At 63.1% G+C, this 20,379-nt stretch carries 18 protein-coding genes; 12 read left to right on the plus strand and 6 right to left on the minus strand.

Annotation, left to right across the window (positions count from 1 at the left end):
- The first annotated feature begins 13 nt into the window (after positions 1–13).
- The 10 genes from murD to lpxC all read left to right on the plus strand — a co-directional run bounded on the left by murD (position 14) and on the right by lpxC (position 11,262).
- A complete protein-coding gene (murD, locus tag BWR02_RS10105) occupies positions 14–1,378 on the plus strand; it encodes a UDP-N-acetylmuramoyl-L-alanine--D-glutamate ligase (RefSeq protein WP_139557608.1) in 1,365 nt (454 codons plus the stop codon).
- Complete coding sequence (gene ftsW / locus BWR02_RS10110) at positions 1,375–2,577, plus strand: putative lipid II flippase FtsW (protein WP_139557609.1); 1,203 nt, start codon at positions 1,375–1,377, stop codon at positions 2,575–2,577. Before murD ends, ftsW begins: the two co-directional genes overlap by 4 nt.
- Complete coding sequence (murG, locus tag BWR02_RS10115; protein ID WP_139557610.1) at positions 2,562–3,629, plus strand: undecaprenyldiphospho-muramoylpentapeptide beta-N-acetylglucosaminyltransferase; 1,068 nt, start codon at positions 2,562–2,564, stop codon at positions 3,627–3,629. Before ftsW ends, murG begins: the two co-directional genes overlap by 16 nt.
- Positions 3,629–5,071 carry a UDP-N-acetylmuramate--L-alanine ligase gene (gene murC, locus BWR02_RS10120; RefSeq protein WP_139557657.1) on the plus strand — a complete coding sequence of 481 codons (1,443 nt, stop codon included), beginning with the start codon at positions 3,629–3,631 and terminating at the stop codon, positions 5,069–5,071. Before murG ends, murC begins: the two co-directional genes overlap by 1 nt.
- Positions 5,058–6,005 carry a UDP-N-acetylmuramate dehydrogenase gene (murB, locus tag BWR02_RS10125; protein ID WP_139557611.1) on the plus strand — a complete coding sequence of 316 codons (948 nt, stop codon included), beginning with the start codon at positions 5,058–5,060 and terminating at the stop codon, positions 6,003–6,005. Before murC ends, murB begins: the two co-directional genes overlap by 14 nt.
- On the plus strand, positions 6,002–6,928 hold the full coding sequence (locus BWR02_RS10130) for a D-alanine--D-alanine ligase (protein ID WP_139557612.1): 927 nt from the start codon (positions 6,002–6,004) through the stop codon (positions 6,926–6,928). Before murB ends, BWR02_RS10130 begins: the two co-directional genes overlap by 4 nt.
- Positions 6,928–7,794, plus strand: coding sequence for a cell division protein FtsQ/DivIB (locus BWR02_RS10135; RefSeq protein ID WP_139557613.1), 867 nt, complete (start codon positions 6,928–6,930; stop codon positions 7,792–7,794). The genes BWR02_RS10130 and BWR02_RS10135 overlap by 1 nt, the downstream gene beginning before the upstream one ends.
- Complete coding sequence (ftsA, locus tag BWR02_RS10140; protein ID WP_139557614.1) at positions 7,788–9,023, plus strand: cell division protein FtsA; 1,236 nt, start codon at positions 7,788–7,790, stop codon at positions 9,021–9,023. Before BWR02_RS10135 ends, ftsA begins: the two co-directional genes overlap by 7 nt.
- Before the next feature lie 30 nt (positions 9,024–9,053).
- Positions 9,054–10,199, plus strand: a complete 1,146-nt coding sequence (gene ftsZ / locus BWR02_RS10145; protein ID WP_129882342.1) for a cell division protein FtsZ — start codon at positions 9,054–9,056, stop codon at positions 10,197–10,199.
- Positions 10,200–10,347: 148 nt separating this feature from the next.
- Positions 10,348–11,262, plus strand: a complete 915-nt coding sequence (gene lpxC, locus BWR02_RS10150) for a UDP-3-O-acyl-N-acetylglucosamine deacetylase (protein WP_139557615.1) — start codon at positions 10,348–10,350, stop codon at positions 11,260–11,262.
- A gap of 93 nt (positions 11,263–11,355) precedes the next feature.
- Here lpxC and BWR02_RS10155 read toward each other — a convergent pair whose 3' ends face one another.
- The 5 genes from BWR02_RS10155 to surE form a co-directional block, all read right to left on the minus strand.
- Positions 11,356–11,835 (minus strand): DciA family protein, encoded by a 480-nt coding sequence (locus BWR02_RS10155; protein ID WP_139557616.1) that lies wholly within the window; start codon positions 11,833–11,835, stop codon positions 11,356–11,358.
- Positions 11,836–11,855: 20 nt separating this feature from the next.
- On the minus strand, positions 11,856–14,534 hold the full coding sequence (locus BWR02_RS10160; protein WP_139557617.1) for a bifunctional acetate--CoA ligase family protein/GNAT family N-acetyltransferase: 2,679 nt from the start codon (positions 14,532–14,534) through the stop codon (positions 11,856–11,858).
- 107 nt (positions 14,535–14,641) lie between these two features.
- Entirely contained in the window at positions 14,642–15,280 is a 639-nt protein-coding gene (locus BWR02_RS10165) for a DedA family protein (protein ID WP_201276222.1), read from the minus strand.
- 31 nt (positions 15,281–15,311) lie between these two features.
- On the minus strand, positions 15,312–15,971 hold the full coding sequence (locus tag BWR02_RS10170; RefSeq protein ID WP_139557618.1) for a protein-L-isoaspartate(D-aspartate) O-methyltransferase: 660 nt from the start codon (positions 15,969–15,971) through the stop codon (positions 15,312–15,314).
- The gene (gene surE / locus BWR02_RS10175) at positions 15,968–16,723 is read right to left on the minus strand and encodes a 5'/3'-nucleotidase SurE (RefSeq protein WP_139557619.1); all 756 of its coding nucleotides are present in this window, start codon (positions 16,721–16,723) and stop codon (positions 15,968–15,970) included. The genes BWR02_RS10170 and surE overlap by 4 nt, the downstream gene beginning before the upstream one ends.
- Positions 16,724–16,962: 239 nt before the next feature.
- Between surE and BWR02_RS10180 the strand changes: the two genes are divergently transcribed.
- Positions 16,963–17,886, plus strand: a complete 924-nt coding sequence (locus tag BWR02_RS10180) for a ZIP family metal transporter (protein WP_139557620.1) — start codon at positions 16,963–16,965, stop codon at positions 17,884–17,886.
- Positions 17,887–17,897: 11 nt separating this feature from the next.
- On the plus strand, positions 17,898–18,584 hold the full coding sequence (locus BWR02_RS10185; protein ID WP_139557621.1) for a TMEM165/GDT1 family protein: 687 nt from the start codon (positions 17,898–17,900) through the stop codon (positions 18,582–18,584).
- A 77-nt stretch (positions 18,585–18,661) separates the two neighbouring features.
- Here BWR02_RS10185 and nadB read toward each other — a convergent pair whose 3' ends face one another.
- Positions 18,662–20,281, minus strand: coding sequence for an L-aspartate oxidase (nadB, locus tag BWR02_RS10190; RefSeq protein ID WP_139557622.1), 1,620 nt, complete (start codon positions 20,279–20,281; stop codon positions 18,662–18,664).
- Positions 20,282–20,379: the final 98 nt, after the last annotated feature.

A 20,379-nucleotide genomic window follows, 5' to 3' on the forward strand; every position in this document is an offset into this window, starting at 1 on the left:
AAGGGAGTTCGCCTTGACCCGTAACCTGACCGATTCCCGTCTGGCTGCCGCCGGGCTAAGCCCCGATTCGCGGGCGCTGATCGTCGGTCTCGGCAAGACCGGTTTGTCGGTCGCCCGTTTCCTGGCCGGGAAAGGTATCCGCTTCGCCGTGGTCGACAGCCGTTCCGACCCCCCGGGCCTGAATGCGTTGCGGGAAGCATTCCCCGATGTCGGGGTTTTCCTTGGTGATTTCGCCCCAGCGGCCTTCGCCGCCGCGACGCATCTGATCGTGAACCCCGGCGTGGCGTTGGATATTCCTCCCATCGCGGCGGCGGCTGCCAGGGGGGCGCGAGTGCTGGGTGATGTGGATTTGTTTGCCTGCTGCGCGAACGCGCCGGTGGTCGGCATTACCGGCTCAAACGGCAAGAGCACCGTGACGGCGCTGCTCGGGCTGATGGCAGAGCGCGACGAACGCCGAGTCCGGGTCGGCGGGAACCTGGGCGAGCCCATGCTCGATCTGCTGGACGACGAAGCCGAACTCTATGTGTTGGAGTTGTCGAGCTTTCAGCTGGAACGCTCGTCGCTGCTGGAGCCGCTCGCCGCAACCGTGTTGAACGTCACTCCCGACCATATGGATCGCTACGCGGATCTGGAGGGCTACGCGGCGGCCAAAGCGCGGATCTTCAATGGAAATGGTGTCATGGTGCTGACCCAGGATGATCCCATCGTAGCCGCGATGGCGCAGCCGGGGCGTCGGGTCGTCTGGTTCGGCTTGAACGGCGCTGCTGATTTCCGTCTCCAGGAGCGCGAGGGAGAGGTGTGGCTGACCCGGGGTGAGCAGTTCCTGATGCCGGCGGGCGAGGTTCGGATTCGCGGGCAGCACAATCTGAGCAATGCGCTCGCGGCGCTAGCCCTGGGGACGGCTGCCGGCCTTTCGGAGCAGGCGATGGCCGATGCGCTGAGAGTTTTCCCGGGATTGGAACACCGGATGCAGTGGGTTGCCGAGCGGCATGGGGTGACTTACGTGAACGACTCGAAGGCGACCAACGTCGGAGCCTGCCTGGCGGCGCTTTCGGGTCTGACCGGAAAGGCCGTGCTGATTGCGGGCGGGGACGGCAAGGGCGCGGATTTCAGCATACTGCGGGATGCTGCGGCCCGACACCTTCGGGCCGCGGTGTTGATGGGCAAGGATGCGGCGCTGCTGCAATCCGCCCTGGGTCACGTGGTGCCGGTCTCCCGAGTGAACAACATGCACGAGGCGGTCGCCGCCGCCGCGGCTCTGGCTCAGGACGGGGATACCGTCTTGCTCGCCCCGGCCTGTGCCAGCCTTGATCAGTATCGCGATTATCAGCACCGGGGTCAGGTATTCGTGGAAGCCGTTCGGAGTTTGCCGGCATGAAGCATGCGGTTGTAGCACAACGCAGCCAGGGGGTGGTCCTGGCCTGGGGACAGAATCGTTTTTACGTCGATACCCTACTCCTGCTCGCGGCGAGTGGTTTGCTGATTCTTGGGTTCATCATGGTGTCGTCGGCTTCGCTTCATCTGGGCGATAAGTTCGCGGACGACAGCTTCTTTTTTCCCAAGCATCAGTTGGCCCATATCCTTGCCGGCTTTCTCCTGGCAGTGACGGTCGCCACGGTTAAACTGGATACTTGGCAGAAGTCCTCATTCGTTTTGTTTGGTTTCGGCATCCTGTTATTGCTGATCGTGCTGATCCCAGGGTTGGGCACCCGCGTCAATGGGGCTATCCGCTGGCTTAACCTGTTCGGCGTCCGGATCCAGGTTTCCGAGATCTTCAAACTCATCGCGGTCATCTATGTTGCCAGTTATCTGACGCGACATCTGGACGTCGTCCGCTCGTCCGTGCTCGGGATGGTGTACCCCCTCGGTTTGTTGGCGATCGCCTGCGGGTTGCTGTTGATGGAGCCCGATTTCGGAGCCTCCGCGGTGATCATGGCAACGGCGCTGGGCATGCTGTTCGTCGGGGGCGCGCGTCTTTGGCCTTTCGGGGTTTTGGCCGGCCTGATGGCGGTTTCAGCGGTCGCCCTCGTCGTTACGGCAGAATATCGCCTGAAGCGCGTGTTGAGCTTTCTGGACCCGTGGGCGGATCCGCTGAACACCGGATTCCAGTTGACTCAGGCGCTAATCGCCTTCGGACGTGGCGAATGGACGGGTGTGGGACTGGGATCTAGCGTTCAGAAGCTCTTCTATTTGCCGGAGGCCCACACGGATTTCCTGTTTTCCGTAATCGGCGAGGAACTGGGTCTCCTGGGTGCCTGCGCCGTGATCCTGCTGTTTGCCGTCGTCGTGTGGCGGGCGTTCGCCATTGGTCGGCTGGCCGAGCAGCAGGGTTTGCGCTTCGGTGCGTATCTTGCGTACGGCATCGGGATCTGGTTCGGCCTGCAGGCTTTCATCAACATGGGCGTCAACATGGGGATGCTGCCGACCAAGGGCCTGACCTTGCCCCTTATGAGCTACGGCGGCGGCAGTATGATCGTGACCTGCGCGGCGCTGGCGCTATTGCTGCGTGTGCGCTCAGAAGCCGTTGAGCGGCGACTCGGCGGACCCCGGATCCGGACGACATGGGCACGCGCATAGTCATCATGGCCGGTGGTACCGGCGGACATGTCTACCCGGCGCTCGCCGTCGCGGAGGAATTGCGCACCCGGGGGTGCGAGCTGGTCTGGATGGGGACGCAACGAGGCCTGGAGTCGCGTGTGGTGCCGTCCGCGGGGTTCGCATTGGAGACACTGAGTGTCGCAGGTCTTCGCGGTAAGAATTGGCGCGAACGCGTCACCGGCCCGTTTCTGTTGCTCAAGTCCTGTCTGCAGGCCATCGGCATCCTTCGGCGCCATCGGCCGCAAGTGGTGCTGGGATTCGGCGGGTTCGTCTCGGGCCCGGGCGGGCTGATGAGCCGTTTGTTGGGCGTCCCGCTCGTGATACATGAACAGAACTGCATCCCCGGGACTACCAACCGCTGGCTTGCGAAAAGCGCCCGCAAGGTGTTGGAAGCCTTTCCCGGCAGTTTTCCGAAGGAGCGGCAAGCGGAGTGCACCGGGAACCCGGTGCGCCGAGCCCTGATCGAGATTGCCGCGCAACGCGCATCCCGACTGCCTGATGCTCCGCTCCGCATCTTCGTTTTCGGCGGAAGCCTCGGCGCACAAGCCTTGAATGAGATCGTCCCGGAGGCCTTGGCCCAGCTAAATCTCCCTTGCGAGATCCGGCATCAGACCGGTGCGGCGATGCGGGATCAGACCGCTGCGTTGTACCGTCGTCTGGGGGTGGCTTCGGAAGTCGTCGCGTTCATTGACGACATGGCCAGTGCCTATCGCTGGGCCGATCTGGCGGTTTGCCGGTCCGGTGCCATGACCGTCAGCGAGCTGGCGGTCGTCGCCTTGCCGGCGATCCTGGTGCCCTATCCGCACGCGATCGATGATCATCAGACCGCCAATGCTCGGTTTTTCGAGCAGGGAGGCGCCGGTCGCTGTGTCCCTCAGAACGAATTGACCGCCGCAGGCCTTGCTGCGCTCATTCGTGAACTGGCCGCCGATCCCGAGACATTGGTGGCAATGGGCCGCCAGGCAAGCACTCTCGCCAAGCCGGAGGCGGCGCAACGGGTCGCGGATATCGCTCTGGAGGAGGCACGATGATGACCAGTTTCGAGGCCCCGCTGAGCGGTTCGCCCATGCGTCGGATTCGCCGTATACATTTTGTCGGTATTGGCGGTGCGGGCATGAGCGGGATTGCCGAGGTGCTGCTCGGCCTCGGATACCAGGTGTCCGGGTCTGATCTGAGGGAAGGTCCTGCCACCTTGCATCTGCGCCATTTGGGGGCAGAGATTGCGATAGGCCACGCTGTCGCGAATGTCCAAGGCGCTCAGGTCGTGGTAATATCCAGTGCCGTCGCGTCGGCGAACGTCGAGGTGGTTGCTGCGCGTGAGCAACGTATCCCGGTGATTTCGCGGGCGGAGATGCTGGCCGAGCTAATGCGGTTTCGCTACGGGATCGCCGTTGCGGGCACGCATGGCAAGACCACGACGACCAGCCTCACGGCCAGCATTTTGGCCGAGGCGGGGTTGGATCCGACATTCGTTATTGGCGGGAAGCTGAATAGCGCAGGCACCAACGCCCAGTTGGGGGCGGGACAGTATCTGGTCGCAGAGGCTGACGAAAGCGATGCGTCCTTCCTGCACCTACAGCCGATGATCGCTGTTGTCACGAACATCGATCAGGACCACATGGAGACCTACGGTGGGGACCTCGGCAAGCTCCAGGACACTTTCATCGAATTCATACATCAACTGCCGTTCTATGGCCTCGCGGTACTATGCCGTGACGATCCCGGCGTTCAGGCAGCGTTGCCCCGCATCAGTAAGCCCGTGAGATCCTATGGCATCTCTGAGGGGGCAGACGTGCGTGCCGAGAATATCCGCCAGGTCGGGCTGGCGAGTCATTTCGAACTCGTCCGCGAGGGGCGGGCGGGACGCCTCGACGTCACGCTCAATCTGCCAGGGCGGCACAATGTTCAGAATTCGCTGGCCGCCATTGCGGTCGCGACCGAACTGGAGGTGCCGGACGACCTTATTCTGCGGGCCTTACGCAATTTCCGCGGCATCGGCCGCCGTTTTCAGATCAATGCCGAAGTCCCGCGGGGCGAACAGAGCGTGACATTCGTCGACGACTACGGTCACCATCCGCGCGAAGTGGCGGCAACCCTTGACGCCGCGCGCGAAGCATGGCCGGATCGCCGGCTGCTGATGGTATTCCAACCGCATCGCTATACCCGTACCCGCGATCTCTTCGAAGACTTCGTCCGGGTGCTCTCGAAACCTGACCTTCTGGTCCTGCTTGACGTCTACGCCGCCGGCGAGGCGGCGATCGCGGGTGCCGACGGGCGCTCGTTGAGCCGCGCCATCCGTGTCAGAGGGCGGATCGACCCAATTTTCGTCGAAGAGTTGGATGAGTTGGCGGAAGTCCTGGCCCCCCTGATCGAACCGGGTGACGTCGTCCTGACGCTGGGCGCTGGAAATATCGGTGCGGCCGCGGCTGCGCTGCCGAAAGCGCTTGCGGAGATGTGGCATGGCGACCGCTAGTTTCCGCGTGGAGCAGCCGGTCGGGCTGGCTGGGCCGGCCGGTACCGAGACTTTTAATGCAACGTTGGCCGAATTCACGTCGTGGCGCGTTGGCGGACCAGCCGACCGGCTGTATCTCCCCGCAGATGCGTCCGATCTCAGCCATTACCTGCAGACACTCGCGCCGACGGAGTCTGTCTTTTGGCTGGGTCTCGGAAGCAACCTCCTGGTTCGAGATGGGGGTGTCCGGGGTGTCGTGATTTGTACGAAAAATCGCTTGAAGTCGATTGAACGTCGCGACGGCCTGCGCGTGTTCGTCCAGAGCGGCGTCCCGTGCGCGCACGTGGCGCGCTTCTGCGCCGACGCCGCGTGGGGTGGCGGTGAGTTCCTCGCCGGCATCCCTGGGACAGTGGGTGGCGCGTTGGCCATGAACGCCGGTGCTTTCGGCGGTGAGACCTGGGAACTCGTCGAACGCGTGCAGACCATGGATCGCATGGGCGTCTGCCGGTGGCGCGCGGCGGCGGAGTTCACGGTGGGCTATCGCTCGGTGGTCGGGCTTCCGGTGGATGAATGGTTCATCGGCGCCGAGTTGCGCCTGCAGCCGGGCAATGCCTCGGCATCGCGCAGCAAGATTCGGGAATTGCTCGCGCGGCGTGCCGGTACCCAGCCGACGAACCTGCCCAGCTGTGGCTCAACCTTTCGCAACCCGCCCGGAGATCACGCCGGTCGACTAATCGAAGCCTGCGGACTTAAGGGATTCCAGCTCGGCGGTGCGCAGGTCTCGACCAAGCACGCCAATTTTCTCGTGAATTTGGGCCATGCCACGGCAGAGGATATCGAGCGGTTGATCTTGCACGTTCAATCTGAAGTTAACCGGTTATGCGGCGTGACCCTGCATCCGGAAGTGCGGATCGTCGGGGAGAGGCTGGCGGCGACGGGAGGGCGTAGCAAGTGAAGTATCGGGTGCGGCAGGCTGAAGAGTTCGGGCACGTCGCCGTGCTGATGGGCGGTACGGCCGCGGAGCGCGAGGTTTCGTTGAAGAGCGGACAAGCGGTGTTGGCCGCGCTGCAACAGCGAGGGATTCGGGCGACCGCCGTCGATGTGCGCGGGAATCTCGTTGCCAGCGTCCTTGATCAGGGCTTTGACCGTGCCTTCAATATCATTCACGGCCGGGGCGGGGAAGACGGAGTGCTGCAAGGCACCTTGGAATCCTTACGCCTGCCATACACCGGCAGCGGGGTGCTCGCATCGGCCCTGGCCATGGACAAGCTCCGGACCAAGTTGTGCTGGATGGGAGCGTCCATTCCGACCCCGGCATGGTGCGCTCTGGACGACGACTCCGATTTGCAGCGCTGCGCCGAGACCATCGGCTTCCCGGTGATCGTCAAGCCGTCCGCCGAGGGTTCCAGCATCGGCATGAGTCGTGCGGAGACGCTCGACGAGCTGCAGGCCGCCTGGCAGGCCGCATCGGCCTTTAATTGCCGCGTCTTCGCCGAGCAGTGGGTGGAAGGCAGGGAATATACGGCGGCGATCCTGAAGGACGAGCCCCTGCCGCTGATTCGTTTGGAGACGCCTAACGCGTTCTATGACTTCGACGCGAAATACCGGGCGAACACGACCCGCTACCACTGTCCCAGCGGGCTCGACGAGGCGACTGAGCGTCGTTTTCAGCAGCTGGCATTGAAGGCATGTCGTGCCGTCGGCGTCGAGGGTTGGGGGCGTGTCGATCTGTTGGTCGACGGCAACGGTCAGCCCTGGCTGATCGAAGTCAATACCGTTCCGGGCATGACTGACCACAGCTTGGTGCCCATGGCCGCCAAGGCGGCAGGAATCCCGTTCGACGAACTCGTCTGGCGGATTCTGGAAACCAGCTGTTGATGAGACCCAGAACCGCAGTGACGCGGCGCAGAGCGCCGCAACAGAGCCTGCGCTCGCCGCTGACGGCACGGTGGCTGGCCCCCTTGCTCAGTCTCGGGCTGCTTGGCGTCATCGGTTATGGCGCGTGGACCTATTGGAATCAGAGCTTGCGCCATGCCTATCCGATCCGCTACGTTCGAATCGAAGGCAAGATTCTCCAACTCGACGAGAGCGAGCTCAGCTCGGCGATCTCACCCCTGGCGCAGGGTGGTTTTTTTGACGTCGACCTGTCGGCGATCGAGGCAGTTGGCCGCTCGTTCCCCTGGGTGGAAGACCTCCGAGTGGTCCGTCAATGGCCGGATACGCTGATCGTGAACGTCAGCGAGCATCGACCGGCCGCGCGCTGGAACCAGGGAAGTCTCCTGAACGACCGAGGCGTCCGGTTTACCCCGGCGAGCCTTGGGGGATTCGACGCGCTGCCCGTTCTGTCCGGACCTGAAGGACAGGAACGTGCAGTGTTCGCGGTGTTGAGCAAGCTGAATGCGATGATCCAGGGCGACGACGTCCGCGTCGGCAGGCTGCAATTGACCGCCCGACAAAGCTGGACCGCAACGCTTTCCGATGGCCAGGAAATCGTCATCGGGCGCCAGGACCCGGTAGCCAGCTTCGAGCGCCTTCGGCGTTGGTTGCCAAGCCTGGAGCGCCGGCGCGGGGCCTTTGTGAAGCGAGTCGACCTGCGCTACCGCAACGGTTTTGCCGTGGTCTGGGGTCTGGCAACCGAACCGGAGCCAGCGCCCGACGAAAACGGTGCAGCTGGGGGCACGGGAGCCTCTCTCCAGCCGTTCATGCAACGTCCAAACTCACATCTTGCGGCGCTTCAATGGTAAGAAAAGCAGACAGAAACTTGATCGTCGGCCTCGATATCGGAACGTCCAAGGTCGCCTGTATCGTCGGCGAACTGAACGGCGATCACGATATCGAGGTGGTTGGCATCGGCACGCATCCGTCGCGGGGCATCAAGAAAGGTGTCGTCGTGAACCTGGAAACCACCGTGCTGTCGATTCAGCGGGCGGTCGAGGAGGCCGAGTTGATGGCGGGTTGCCGAATCAATTCGGTCTATGCCGGCATCGCCGGAAGCCATATCACGAGCATGAATTCGCATGGCATCGTGGCCATCCGCGACAAGGAAGTCACGCAGGCCGACGTGGACCGCGTGATCGATTCGGCGCGCGCGGTGGCCATTCCGGCCGATCAGAAAATTCTGCACATCCTGCCGCAGGAATTCGTCATCGACCGCCAGGAGGGCATCCGCGAGCCGATCGGCATGTCCGGCATCCGCCTGGAAGCCCGCGTGCACATCGTCACCGGCGCGGTCAGCGCCGCGCAGAACATCGTCAAATGCATACGGCGTTGCGGCCTGGAGGTCGAGGACATCATTCTCGATCAGTTGGCCTCGTGTACCGCGGTGCTCAGCGAGGACGAGAAGGATCTCGGTGTGTGTCTCGTCGACATCGGCGGCGGCACCACCGACATCGCCGTGTTCACGGATGGCGCCATCCGACACACTGCCGTCATTCCGATCGCCGGGGACCAGGTCACCAACGACATCGCCGTGGCCCTGCGCACGCCCACGCAGTTTGCCGAGGACATCAAGCTTCGCCACGGTTGCGCGCTGACTCAGCTGGCCAAACTCGAAGATACGATCGAGGTACCGAGTATTGGGGACCGTCCGGCGCGCAAGATCTCGCGCCTGAATCTGGCCGAAATCGTGGAACCACGCTACGAGGAACTTCTGCTGTTGGTGCAGGGGGAGTTGCGGCGCAGCGGGTTTGAAGACCTGATCGCGGCGGGCTTGGTGATTACGGGCGGCAGTGCGCGCGTCGAAGGTCTGACCGAGCTCGCGGAAGAGATCTTCCATGTTCCGGTGCGCGTCGGGGTGCCGCAGCATGTCACGGGTCTGACCGATGTCGTGCGCAACCCAATCTATGCAACCGGTGCCGGGTTGTTGCTATTCGCTCGCCAGCATCAGGGCGGAGGAGACCGGCAGTTCGTGGCGGGGCCGGGGTTCAAGGGCGTATGGACCAGGATGCGGAACTGGTTCAGTGGGAGTTTTTAGGCATATCAAACCGAACGTGAGGGATTGAGCATGAAATTCGAGCTCGTGGATTCATACAGTCAGAATGCCGTGATCAAGGTGGTTGGTATCGGCGGAGGCGGTGGCAATGCCGTCAACCACATGGTCACCAATCACATCGAGGGCGTGGAGTTCCTGTGCGCCAACACGGACGCCCAGGCGCTAAAGAGCATCAACGCGCGCTCCGTAATCCAGCTGGGTAGCGCTCTCACCAAGGGGCTGGGCGCCGGTGCGAATCCGGACATCGGCCGTCAGGCGGCACTCGATGACCGCGAACGCATCCAGGAAGTACTGGACGGCGCAGACATGGTTTTCATCACCGCAGGGATGGGTGGCGGTACCGGTACGGGAGCTGCGCCAGTGATTGCCGAGATTGCCAAGGAAGCCGGCATCCTGACCGTCGCCGTCGTCACCAAGCCGTTCATGTTCGAGGGACGCAAGCGGCGGCAGATTGCGGACAAAGGCGTCGAGGAACTGAGCCAGTTCGTCGACTCGTTGATTACGATTCCGAACGACAAACTGCTACCCGTCCTGGGCAAGGATGTCAGCCTGATGCAGGCGTTCGCAGCCGCGAACGACGTCCTGCTCGGAGCCGTCAAGGGTATTGCCGACCTGATCACCCGCCCCGGCCTCATCAATGTCGACTTCGCCGACGTGCGGACCGTCATGGCTGAGATGGGCATGGCGATGATGGGGACGGGAGTCGCCAACGGCGAGAACCGGGCGCGCGAGGCGGCGGAGCGCGCGATCGCGAGCCCCCTGCTCGAAGATACGAGCCTGCAGGGAGCGCGCGGAATTCTCGTCAACATTACCGGTGGCCTGGATCTGGCCATCGGCGAGTTCGACGAAGTCGGCAACAAGGTCAAGGAGTTCGCATCCGACGACGCCGTCGTCGTGATCGGTACCGTGATTGACCCCGACTTGGTCGATGAAGTGCGCGTGACGGTGGTCGCCACGGGCCTCACCGGTTCACACGCTTCGGGTGAGACCGCTTTGAAACTGGTGCAGAAGAACACCGGAGAGATCGACTACGAGCAGTTGCAGCGACCGGCTGTCCACCGTCGCCAACCGAAGCATGAGCCGCGCGCGGAGACGGCGAAGGAGATGGACATGGACTACCTGGATATCCCCGCGTTCCTGCGGCGCCAAGCGGACTGATGCCCGCAGCTCGCTACGCGGCGATCCGCGTCCGACCCGAGGATTCCAAGAGAGACACCGGCGTATTCGAATTTCGGTGGTGCCGCGGCGCGGCCTTCCGTTCGATATCGGTGGGGGCAGACGTTCCCGTCACAATGAGGAGAGTCAGATGATCAGACAACGAACGCTGAAGAACATGATTCGGGCGACTGGCGTCGGCCTGCACACGGGCGAAAAGGTCTATCTGACCCTCCGTCCCGCGGCACCGAATACCGGTATCCGATTCAGTCGGGTCGATTTGCCCGAGCCGGTGGTCATCGAGGCTAGGCCCGAAAATGTGGGCGACACGACCTTGTCGACCACGCTGATGCACGGCGACGTCCGCATCTCGACCGTCGAACACCTGCTGTCGGCGTTTGCGGGGCTCGGCATCGACAACGCGTACGTGGACGTCAGTGCGTCGGAGGTCCCAATCATGGACGGCAGCGCCGGGCCGTTCGTGTTTCTGATTCAGTCAGCCGGTGTTCAGGAGCAGGAAGCGCCGAAGCGCTTTATCCGCATCAAGCGTCGCCTGATGGTTCAGGATGGTGAGAAGTATGCCCGGTTCGAACCCTACGACGGTTTCAAGGTGACCTTCACCATCGATTTCGATCACCCCGCCTTTCACACCGACAGCCAGACGGCGAGCATCGATTTTTCCTCGACGTCTTTCGTCAAGGAAGTCGCAAGGGCGCGCACCTTCGGTTTCATGCGCGACATCGAGGCGCTGCGCAAGCGTCGACTGGCGCTGGGCGGCAGCATGGACAATGCGATCGTCGTGGACAACTATCGGATCCTGAACGAAGACGGCCTGCGCTATGCGGACGAGTTCGTGAAGCACAAGATCCTCGACGCCATTGGTGATCTTTACCTGCTCGGTCACAGCCTGATCGGCGCATTCGTGGGTTACAAGTCCGGGCATGCGCTGAACAACAAGCTCCTGATGGAACTGTTGCGCCGTAAGGATGCCTGGGAAATGATCACCTTCCGTGATGACGAGGCGCTGCCGATTTCCTACATGCGCCCGGCCCAGGTCGCACGCTGATCCCATGCTTGCGGAACGGGGGCGGCAGTATTCGCTCGCAACCCTCGTTCTTTTCTTTCCGGCTGCGATGGGTAGCGTAGCGGGGAGTCGGCGCTAGCGGCGCTCCGCGTCGCGGAGCGTCTCCGCCAAACGCGCCAGCGCGGCCTGGATCTCGTCGCTTGGAGAGTATCTGGCCGCCGTTTCGACTTGCTCGGCGATTGCGCGGGTCGGAAGTGCAAGTTCGCGCAGCCTCCGGTCGATTTGCCAGCCCGGAAAAACGCGGATCTGCACATGTCGCCAACGCGACTCGAAGCGGTGGTTCAGCGTCGGGAGGGCCGGCGCCAGCGCGAAACGGAGCGCAGTGGCATGGACGGCCGCGTCCGCAAAGACGACCAGATGGTCGTGGTGTGAGACACAGTGTACGCAGTGCTTCGCAAGACGCTCGGGAATGAGCGAGCGAACCGCGTGCTCGATCGCCGCGTGAATCTGGCAGCGCGCGACGAAGTCGGCCAGACCTGGCGTTTGCGAAACGATTAGGCCAAGCTCGCGCCCGCGCCGGCGACGCTTAGTCGGTCGTGAGGGTCGCTCAGTCATCCGCGGGTGTTAGTGCTGCTTCACAGCACCCGTGTGACACGCAGTACATCCGGATCATCCTCTTTTTCGCACGCCCGAAAGCCAAGCTTCTCCGTGAAGCGCAACATCGCCGTGTTGCGGGCTAGTACTTCGCCCTCCAGTGTTTCGAAGCCTTTTTCACGACCCGCTGCGATCAACTGATTCATCAGCCGCGTGCCTAGGCCATGACGTTGCCAGTCGTCGGCGATGACCACGGCGAATTCGGCGCTGCGCGCATCCGGATTCGGGAAAAAACGGGCGACTGCGATTTCGGTTTCCTCGCCAGCCACGGTGGTGGTTGCGATCAGCGCGAGTTCCCGGTGGTAATCGAGTTGCGTAAATCTCACCAGCAGTTCCTGACTCAACTCCCTCAGCGCTTGGTTGAAGCGCAGGTAGCGTGCCTCCGGGGACAGTTTTCGGACGAAGGCGCGCTCGATCGCTGCGTCCTCCGGCCGGATGGGCCGGATCGTGATGTCCTGCCCCTCCGGCAACTGGAAGCGACTGATCCAGTTACTCGGATATGGATGAATCGCCATATGGTCGAAGTGACGCCGACCGGCAATGGGCGGGCGCACCATGATGCGTGTATCCAGCGCGCGAACGCCGTCCTCATCGGCAACCAGGGGATTGATGTCCAGTTCCTCGATCTGCGGGAGTTCGCAAACCATCTCGGAAATCCGCAGCAGTACACGGATCAGAGCGTCCAGATTGATTGGGGGAAGGTTACGGAACTGGCCCAGTAGCCGAGAAATTCGGGTCTTGGCGATCAGGTTCCGAGCGAGATCCTCGTTGAGCGGCGGTAGCGCGATGGCCCGGTCCCGAAGTACCTCGATTGCAGTGCCTCCCGCTCCGAAGCTGATGACCGGACCGAATACCGGGTCCTGGACGACGCCGACGAAGAGTTCCCGTCCGCTCGTCCGCTGGTACATTCTCTCGACGGTCACGCCGAGCAGTGTGGCCTCGGGACGCAACTCCTGCACGCGTGCCAGCATGTCAGAGTAAGCGTGGCGGATCGATGCGGCGCTATCGATATTCAGCCGGACGCCATCGACGTCGGATTTGTGCACAATGTCGGGGGAGCGGATCTTCAGCGCGACGGGAAAGCCCAGGCATTCGGCAGCCGCCAGCGCCTCATTGGGGGAGCCCGCGTCGATCGCCGCGCCCGCCGGGATATGAAAGGCGCCCAGGACCGCGCGTGTCTCGAGAGGGGTCAGCAGTGCCTGCCGCGATCCGAGCGCGCCATCGATGATCAGTTGGGCACCCGCAAGATCGGGTCGTTCCAATTCGGCCAGTGGCCCGGGCACCTGCATCAGAAGGCGCTGGTTTCTTCGGTACTCGACCAGATAGCCGAAGGCCTCGATGGCCGTCTCGGGATTGACGAAGTCCGGAATCCGCGCTGCCCGGAACAACGCTCGGCCCGCCTGAACCTGCCGCTCGCCAAGCCAGCAGGCGAGGAGTGGCTTGTCCGTGCGGCTTGCGGCGGCGATCACCGCCTCCGCGGCCTCGGCTGGCTGCGACATGGCTTGTGGTGTCAGCATCACCAGGAGTCCGTCGACAGCAGGGTCTGCGGCACAGGTCTCGACCGCTGTGCGATACCGCTCCGGTGACGCATCGCCGAGGATGTCCACCGGGTTGGCGCGAGACCAGTTCTCGGGCAGTTGCTGGTTTAGGGCGTTTAGCGTGTCGGGACCGAGCACAGCCAGTTCGAGTCCCTTGTCGATGGCCCAGTCGGTCGCCATGACCCCCGGTCCGCCCGCATTGGTAACGATGGCCAACCGGTCCCCGCGGATCCGTGGTGGCGACGACAGCAATTGGGCCGCTGCGAACAACTGCTCTATCGTGGCAGCACGCACGACACCAGCGCGCTCAAGTGCGGCGGCGAAGACATCGTCCGCGCCCACCAGCGCTCCGGTGTGAGTCATCGCAGCGCGAGACCCCTCGGCATGACGCCCCGACTTGATCACGATGACTGGCTTGAGGCGCGCTGCGGCGCGCAGGCCGCTGAGGAAGGGTCGGGCGTTCGTGACGCCTTCGACGTACATTAGGATGCTACGGGTTTTGGGGTCCAGCGTCAGGTAATCCAGTACCTCCCCAAAACCGACGTCGGCCGCGTCGCCGATCGAAACGATCAGAGAAAAGCCGATGCCGTGCGCGCCAGCCCAATCGAGAATGGCGGTACAGATTGCGCCCGATTGGGATATCAATGCGATGGAGCCGGGTTCGGCGACGTTATTGCTGAAGGTCGCGTTGAGTCGAGCGCTCGGGCGGATGAAGCCAAGGCAGTTCGGGCCGAGCAGCCGAATTCCCGCGCGCCGACACTCCTCGACGACCGCCTGTTCCAGGCGCTTGCCCGCGGCGTCGTGTTCGCCGAAGCCCGCAGACAGGACGACGGCAGCGCGGACATGGCGTTCCCCGCACGCGCGCAGGATCTGGACCACGGTCGAGGCTGGGGTCGCGATGACCGCCAGATCCACATCTTGTCCCAGCGCCTCCATCGAGGGTGCGCAGGGCAGACCCCTGACTTCCGAGTATTTCGGGTTGATGGCGAAGATGGGTCCCCCGAAACCCCCATCCAGGAGATTGGCGTAGAGACGGGTACCGACGGCGTCGGCACGCTCACTCGCACCGAAGACCGCGATCGATCGTGGCGCGAACAGGGGTTCCAGGTAATGTCGGCTCATGGCGAGTACTCCCTGGTTTGGCCGCGGAACGCAGGAGACGAGGCGCCGCCGCCGATGCCGACCCGGGGAAATCTCCGACGCGGCCGGCAAGGTGCCGCTAGGGATTCCTATTCCGTGTCCTCTGCCGTAGTCTCGCGAGCGGCGCGCGCGAGCTTCCTCCGGTGCAACATCACATAGACCGCGATCAGGAGCGCGCTGAACGCGAGGATGTCGATGACCGCGTTTTTCGAGTAGCGTTCTATCAGTTCCTGGTTGGCGCCAATGAAGTAGCCGATCCAGGCGAGCACTGAAACCCATAGCGCGGCGCCGGCCAGCGTATACAGGGTGAATTTCCAGTGATCCATCCTTGCCAGGCCGGCGGGGAGCGAGATCAGATGCCGCGCGACCGGGAGTAGGCGTCCGACAAAAGTCGAAATCTCCCCGTGGTCGCGAAAAAAGCGTTCGACCTTGGCGAAGTGCTCCTCGGTGATCATCACGTATCGGCCGTAGCGGAGCAGCAGGCGTCGACCCAGATAACGCGCAGCGAAGTAGTTGGCGTATGCGCCCACCAGGCTGCCGAGCGTTCCGCTGAGAATCACCAGCGTCATGTTCATCTGACCTTGCTGCACCAGGTAACCCGCCGGCGGCATGACGATTTCGCTGGGTATGGGAATCACGGAGCTTTCCATGGCCATCAGCAGGAAGATCCCCCAGTAGCCCATGGAGCCGATGGTCGTGACGAGCCAGTTGATCAGTTCATGCAGCACAGTCGGAGCATCCTTGATGGTTTAAACAGACTTATACGGTGCCCGCGACGAGCGGCACGAAGGTTACGGGCTCGATCGACTCCATCTCGAAGCCGGTTTCCGTCCTGGTAATGCGGTGCAGCATCTGCTCTCGCCCCGCGCCGAGCGGCACGATCATCACGGCACCCCGGCCGAGTTGGTCGAGCAAGGCTTGAGGGACTTCGGCGGGCGCGGCGGTGACGAGCACGCCGTCGAACGGCGAGTAATCATCCCAGCCCCAGGCTCCGTCACTGTGCTTGAGCCGCACGTTGCGCAGTCCCATGTCCTGCAGACAGCGCCGGGCGCGTTGCTGTAAGGGGTAGATGCGTTCCACCGAATAGACGCGCTTCACCAGCTGCGCCAAGACCGCCGTCTGGTAGCCAGAGCCCGTTCCGACCTCAAGTACTTTCTCGGGGGTGCGCCGCTCCAGCAGCAACTCGGTCATCCGGGCAATGGTGTAGGGCTGGGAAATCGTCTGATTGAAACCGATCGGCAACGCCGTGTCGTCGTACGCCCGGCTTGCAAAAGCGTCTTCCACGAAGATGTGCCGCGGTGTGGCGAGCAGCGTGTCGAGGACGATGCGGCTCTTGATGCCTTGGCCCTCAAGGCGCCGAATCATCCGCTCGCGCGTCCGGCGCGACGTCATCCCGCTACCCTCCAGCCGCAGGTTCAAGCGCTATTCCCCGCCAACAGCCATTCCGCGATCAGAGGGACGCGCTCATAGCGGGTCAGGTCGATCTGCAACGGCGTAACGGACACGTAATGACTGCGCACCGCGAAGAAGTCGGTGCCCGGTCCCGCGTCCTGTTCGGGGCCTGCGGATCCAACCCAGTAGATTTCACGGCCGCGAGGGTCCAGCGACCTGATCACGGGCTCGGCCTTGTGACGCTGGCCGAGACGTGTTGCCTGGAATCCTCTGAGTTCCGCGTAAGGAATATCGGGGACGTTGACGTTCAGGATCGTGTCCGGCGGCAGTGGATCCTTCAGGACGCGTTCCAGAAGGTTCACCGCGACCCGGGCGGCCGTCTCGAAGTGCGTCGGATTCGAGGAACCGAGCGAAATCGCGACCGCCGGCAGACCGAGAAAGCGCCCTTCGGTCGCCGCGGCGACGGTGCCCGAGTAGATCACGTCGTCGCCAAGATTCGCGCCATGGTTGATACCGGCGAACACCATGTCGGGTTCCCGTTCCAGCAGGCCGGTAATCGCGAGATGTACGCAGTCGGTCGGGGTGCCGTCGACCTTGATGAACCCGTTGGGCGCAGCGGCGACGCGCAAAGGACGCTCGAGGGTTAAGGAATTACTGGCGCCGCTGCGATTGCGTTCGGGCGCCACAACGGTGAGGTCCACCAGCGGACGCAGTGCCTCCGCGAGCGCAATCAGACCCGGGGCAGCGTAACCGTCGTCGTTGCTTAGCAGAATGTGCATCGGTGGGGCAGGTTCTAAGACCAAATGGTACCACACCGCAGGCGCTTTTCCCGTGCCGCTTGCTTAACCTCGTGGTCGAACCGGACGTGGCGCACGGCCATAACCTCGAGTCAGCCTTGCTGCGCTCGCGGTGGATCGCTAGGATGTCGCGTCCGTTGAGCGATATCCGCGAAAGGGCTGCACGCTGTCCGGCTCGCGCAACGTGCCCAACGATCTGTCATGGATTTGAGTAAGCCTTCATGCTGAACACCATCAAGGCAGCGGTCGTGCAACGACTCGGCGCCTGCACTGCGTACCAAAGGTTCCGTGCCTTGCCGTTGCTGGCGCAGCGCCTTGCGGTCGTGGCCGCATTGGCGACCGTGCTGACGGCAGCGCTCGCCATCGTCTATTTTTTTGTCAGCCCCGTCATCGCGGTTGGCGCACTGGCCAGCATCGCAGCAGGGCTCGCGACGGGTCTGGGCGCATTGCCTGCGTTGTTTTTCCGGCAGGTCTCACAGCGCCTGCTTTACATCATGCTGGGCTTCGCGGCAGGCGTGATGCTTGCGGCGACCGCTTTCTCCCTGCTGGTGCCCGGGATTGAGTACGGCAATCAGATCTGGCCCGGTAAGGGGATTTTCGTCGTATCCGGAGGCTTGTTGGCAGGAGCCGGATTCCTGGAGCTTGCGGATCGGTTTCTGCCGTATGAACGGTTTCTGGCGGAGCGTGGCGAACTGATCACCTCGTTGCGTAAGGTCTGGCTGTTCATCGCCGCCATCACGCTGCACAATTTTCCGGAAGGCATGGCGGTCGGCGTCAGCTTCGGTGGGGGCGACTGGCACAACGGTCTCGTGATCGCGATTGCGATCGGCCTGCAGAATATCGTCGAAGGCCTGGCCGTCGCACTTCCGCTGGTGGGGCTCGGTTATGCGCGCAGTCAGGCTGTCTTCATCGCCACCTTGACCGGGCTGGTCGAGCCGGTCGGCGGGCTGCTCGGGGTGGCTGCCGTGTCTTTCTTCTTTCCTCTGTTGCCGATAGGCATGGCTTTCGCGGCGGGCGCGATGCTGTTCGTGATTGCCGATGACATCATCCCCGAAACACAGTCGAAAGGTAAGGCGCGATCCGCGACTTTCGCCTTTGTCTTCGGGTTTGTCGTGATGATGGTTCTGGACAACCTGCTGGGCTGATTGCATCGGCGATGGCGTGCCCCCTGTCCACGGAACTCCACACCTGGCTGCACGATCAGGTCTTCGACGCGGAGGTGTGGCGCTGGTTCACTGTGGCCGGCACGAGCTTCCTGGTGATCGCGGCCGCGGAAATCGGCGACAAGAGCCAACTCGTGTGCATGATGCTGTCCGCACGCCACCGGGGCTTGCCGGTGATGCTCGGTGCCCTCGCAGCATTCGGGCTGCTGAACCTGATGGCAGTCGTGTTCGGAGCTGCGATCGCGGAATGGGTCCCGCGCCCCTTGCTGCTGTTCGGCGTGGCGGCGCTGTTCGCTGTCTTCGGGTTAATTGCGCTGCTGTCGCGTGAAGACGAAGCCGCCGAGGAGTTCCGCGAAATGCGGGGTCACGGTGTGTTTGCGACCACGTTCCTGATGCTCGTGCTGGCCGAGTTCGGCGACAAGACGCAGCTGGCGACGGCCGGACTCAGTGTCGGTGCGGCGCCATTGCCGGTCTGGACGGGTGCGACGCTGGGGCTTGGCTTTACCTCTGCGCTTGGGATCTACGCGGGGCGCACCGTCTTGCAGCGCATCCCCTTACGCCTGCTGCATCGCATCAGTGGAGTGATGTTCCTGATGCTGGCAGGCTACGCGCTGGCGAACGCGTTGGCCGGCGTCAGGGTCACGGCTGTCCTGCAGCAACTGTTTCCCCAGGCGTTTTAGCGGCGGTAATGGTCTTGCGCGGGCTGTTTGGGTGCAGGGGCTCTTCCCGGCAGGCGACCATGTGTCGCCTGTGAACGTCAGCCCTCGCGCCCGGCGAAGTCTGACGGCCTCAGCACGGTATTCAGCGGAGCGTGGGTATCGTCCGGTTTGGGGTGGTCGAGCGTGAAGTGTAGCCCGCGGCTTTCGTGCCGCGCCAATGCAGATCGAATGATCAGTTCGGCAACGATGACCAGATTCCGCAGTTCAAGTAGATCGCTGGTTACGCGGAAGTGTCCGTAGTAATCCGAGATTTCCTGCTTCAGCAGCTCCACCCGTCGCAGCGCCCGCTCCAGGCGCTTGTTGGTTCGGACGATGCCCACATAGTCCCACATGAATCGCCGCACCTCGTCCCAGTTATGCGCCACGACGACTTCTTCATCTGAATCCGTGACGCGCGATTCGTCCCACGCTGGCAGTTCCGCGGGAGGCTGCGTCGCCGGCAGGGCCGCGAGCATGTGATGGGCCGCCTGTTCAGCAAATACGAGACATTCCAGCAGCGAATTGCTGGCCATGCGGTTTGCGCCGTGAAGTCCCGTGCAGGCCACTTCCCCGATGGCGTACAACCCGGGGATGTCCGTGCGGGCGTGACGGTCCGTGGCGACCCCTCCGCAGGTGTAGTGCGCTGCCGGGACGACCGGGATGGGTGAGCGTGTGATGTCGATATTCAAGCTCAGGCAATGCGCGTAAATCGTCGGGAAGTGGCTTCGCACGAAATCGGCCGGTTTGTGGGTGATGTCCAGGTACACGCAGTCTATGCCCAGCCGTTTCATCTCGTAGTCGATCGCGCGGGCGACGATATCGCGCGGCGCCAGCTCCGCACGCGGGTCGAAACGGCTCAGGAAAGGTGACCCGTCGGGCAGCAGTAGGCGTCCGCCCTCGCCGCGGACCGCTTCGCTGATCAGGAAAGAACGGGACTCGGGATGGAACAGGCAGGTCGGGTGGAACTGGATGAACTCCATGTTCATCACGCGCGCCCCGGCGCGCCATGCCATTGCGATGCCATCGCCCGTACAGACGTCAGGGTTGCTGGTATACAGATACACCTTGCTCGCGCCGCCGGTGGCCAGAGCAACCAGCCGGGCTCGGAAGGTCAGGACGCGTTGCCGCCGCGTGTCGAGCACATAAGCGCCGACGACCCGCTGGTCGGAAGCGTCGCCGAGCTTGCGGGTCGTGATCAGATCGATCGTGTTGTGATGTTCGAACAACTGGATATTCGGATGTGCCCGAGCGTGGCGTTCGAGGGACGTTTCTACGGCCCTGCCCGTCGCGTCCGCGGCGTGCACGACGCGGCGATGGGTATGGCCGCCCTCGCGCGTCAGGTGTAGTTCCGACGCGCCCTGATCGTTTTCCACCTCGGTGAAGGGAACGCCCCGCTGTTGCAGCCAATCGATCGATGTCTTGCCGCGCTCGACTACCAAGCGGACGATCTCGGGATCACACAGCCCGGCGCCCGCGACGAGCGTGTCCTGTATGTGAGACTCGACGGAGTCGCGGGCATCGAGCACGGCTGAGATGCCGCCCTGGGCATAGATCGTGCTGCCCTCGCTGAGGGCAACTTTCGACACGACGGCGACCCGGCAGTGGTCGGCCAGCCGCAGGGCCAGGCTAAGACCGGAGGCGCCGCTGCCGATGATCAGGACATCGAAGGAGGGGGACATCGCGCTTGTCGTTGCAGAAGTATCGACCGGTTACAAAGTGGTTACGATGCTACCGAAAAAGCCAGCGGGATTGAACGCTTCGGGGCGACAATCCATAA

The sequence above is a fragment of the Methylotetracoccus oryzae genome (assembly GCF_006175985.1).
Taxonomy (GTDB): Bacteria; Pseudomonadota; Gammaproteobacteria; order Methylococcales; family Methylococcaceae; genus Methylotetracoccus; species Methylotetracoccus oryzae.

Excerpts from the sequence above, each read along its gene's own strand:
- ftsW (WP_139557609.1), top strand. The coding sequence starts at position 1,375 with ATGAAGCATGCGGTTGTAGCACAACGCAGCCAGGGGGTGGTCCTGGCC.
- murG (WP_139557610.1), top strand. The coding sequence starts at position 2,562 with ATGGGCACGCGCATAGTCATCATGGCCGGTGGTACCGGCGGACATGTC.
- murC (WP_139557657.1), top strand. The coding sequence starts at position 3,629 with ATGACCAGTTTCGAGGCCCCGCTGAGCGGTTCGCCCATGCGTCGGATT.
- murB (WP_139557611.1), top strand. The coding sequence starts at position 5,058 with ATGGCGACCGCTAGTTTCCGCGTGGAGCAGCCGGTCGGGCTGGCTGGG.
- BWR02_RS10135 (WP_139557613.1), top strand. The coding sequence starts at position 6,928 with ATGAGACCCAGAACCGCAGTGACGCGGCGCAGAGCGCCGCAACAGAGC.
- ftsA (WP_139557614.1), top strand. The coding sequence starts at position 7,788 with ATGGTAAGAAAAGCAGACAGAAACTTGATCGTCGGCCTCGATATCGGA.
- ftsZ (WP_129882342.1), top strand. The coding sequence starts at position 9,054 with ATGAAATTCGAGCTCGTGGATTCATACAGTCAGAATGCCGTGATCAAG.
- lpxC (WP_139557615.1), top strand. The coding sequence starts at position 10,348 with ATGATCAGACAACGAACGCTGAAGAACATGATTCGGGCGACTGGCGTC.
- BWR02_RS10155 (WP_139557616.1), bottom strand. The coding sequence starts at position 11,835 with ATGACTGAGCGACCCTCACGACCGACTAAGCGTCGCCGGCGCGGGCGC.
- BWR02_RS10160 (WP_139557617.1), bottom strand. The coding sequence starts at position 14,534 with ATGAGCCGACATTACCTGGAACCCCTGTTCGCGCCACGATCGATCGCG.
- surE (WP_139557619.1), bottom strand. The coding sequence starts at position 16,723 with ATGCACATTCTGCTAAGCAACGACGACGGTTACGCTGCCCCGGGTCTG.
- BWR02_RS10180 (WP_139557620.1), top strand. The coding sequence starts at position 16,963 with ATGCTGAACACCATCAAGGCAGCGGTCGTGCAACGACTCGGCGCCTGC.
- BWR02_RS10185 (WP_139557621.1), top strand. The coding sequence starts at position 17,898 with ATGGCGTGCCCCCTGTCCACGGAACTCCACACCTGGCTGCACGATCAG.
- nadB (WP_139557622.1), bottom strand. The coding sequence starts at position 20,281 with ATGTCCCCCTCCTTCGATGTCCTGATCATCGGCAGCGGCGCCTCCGGT.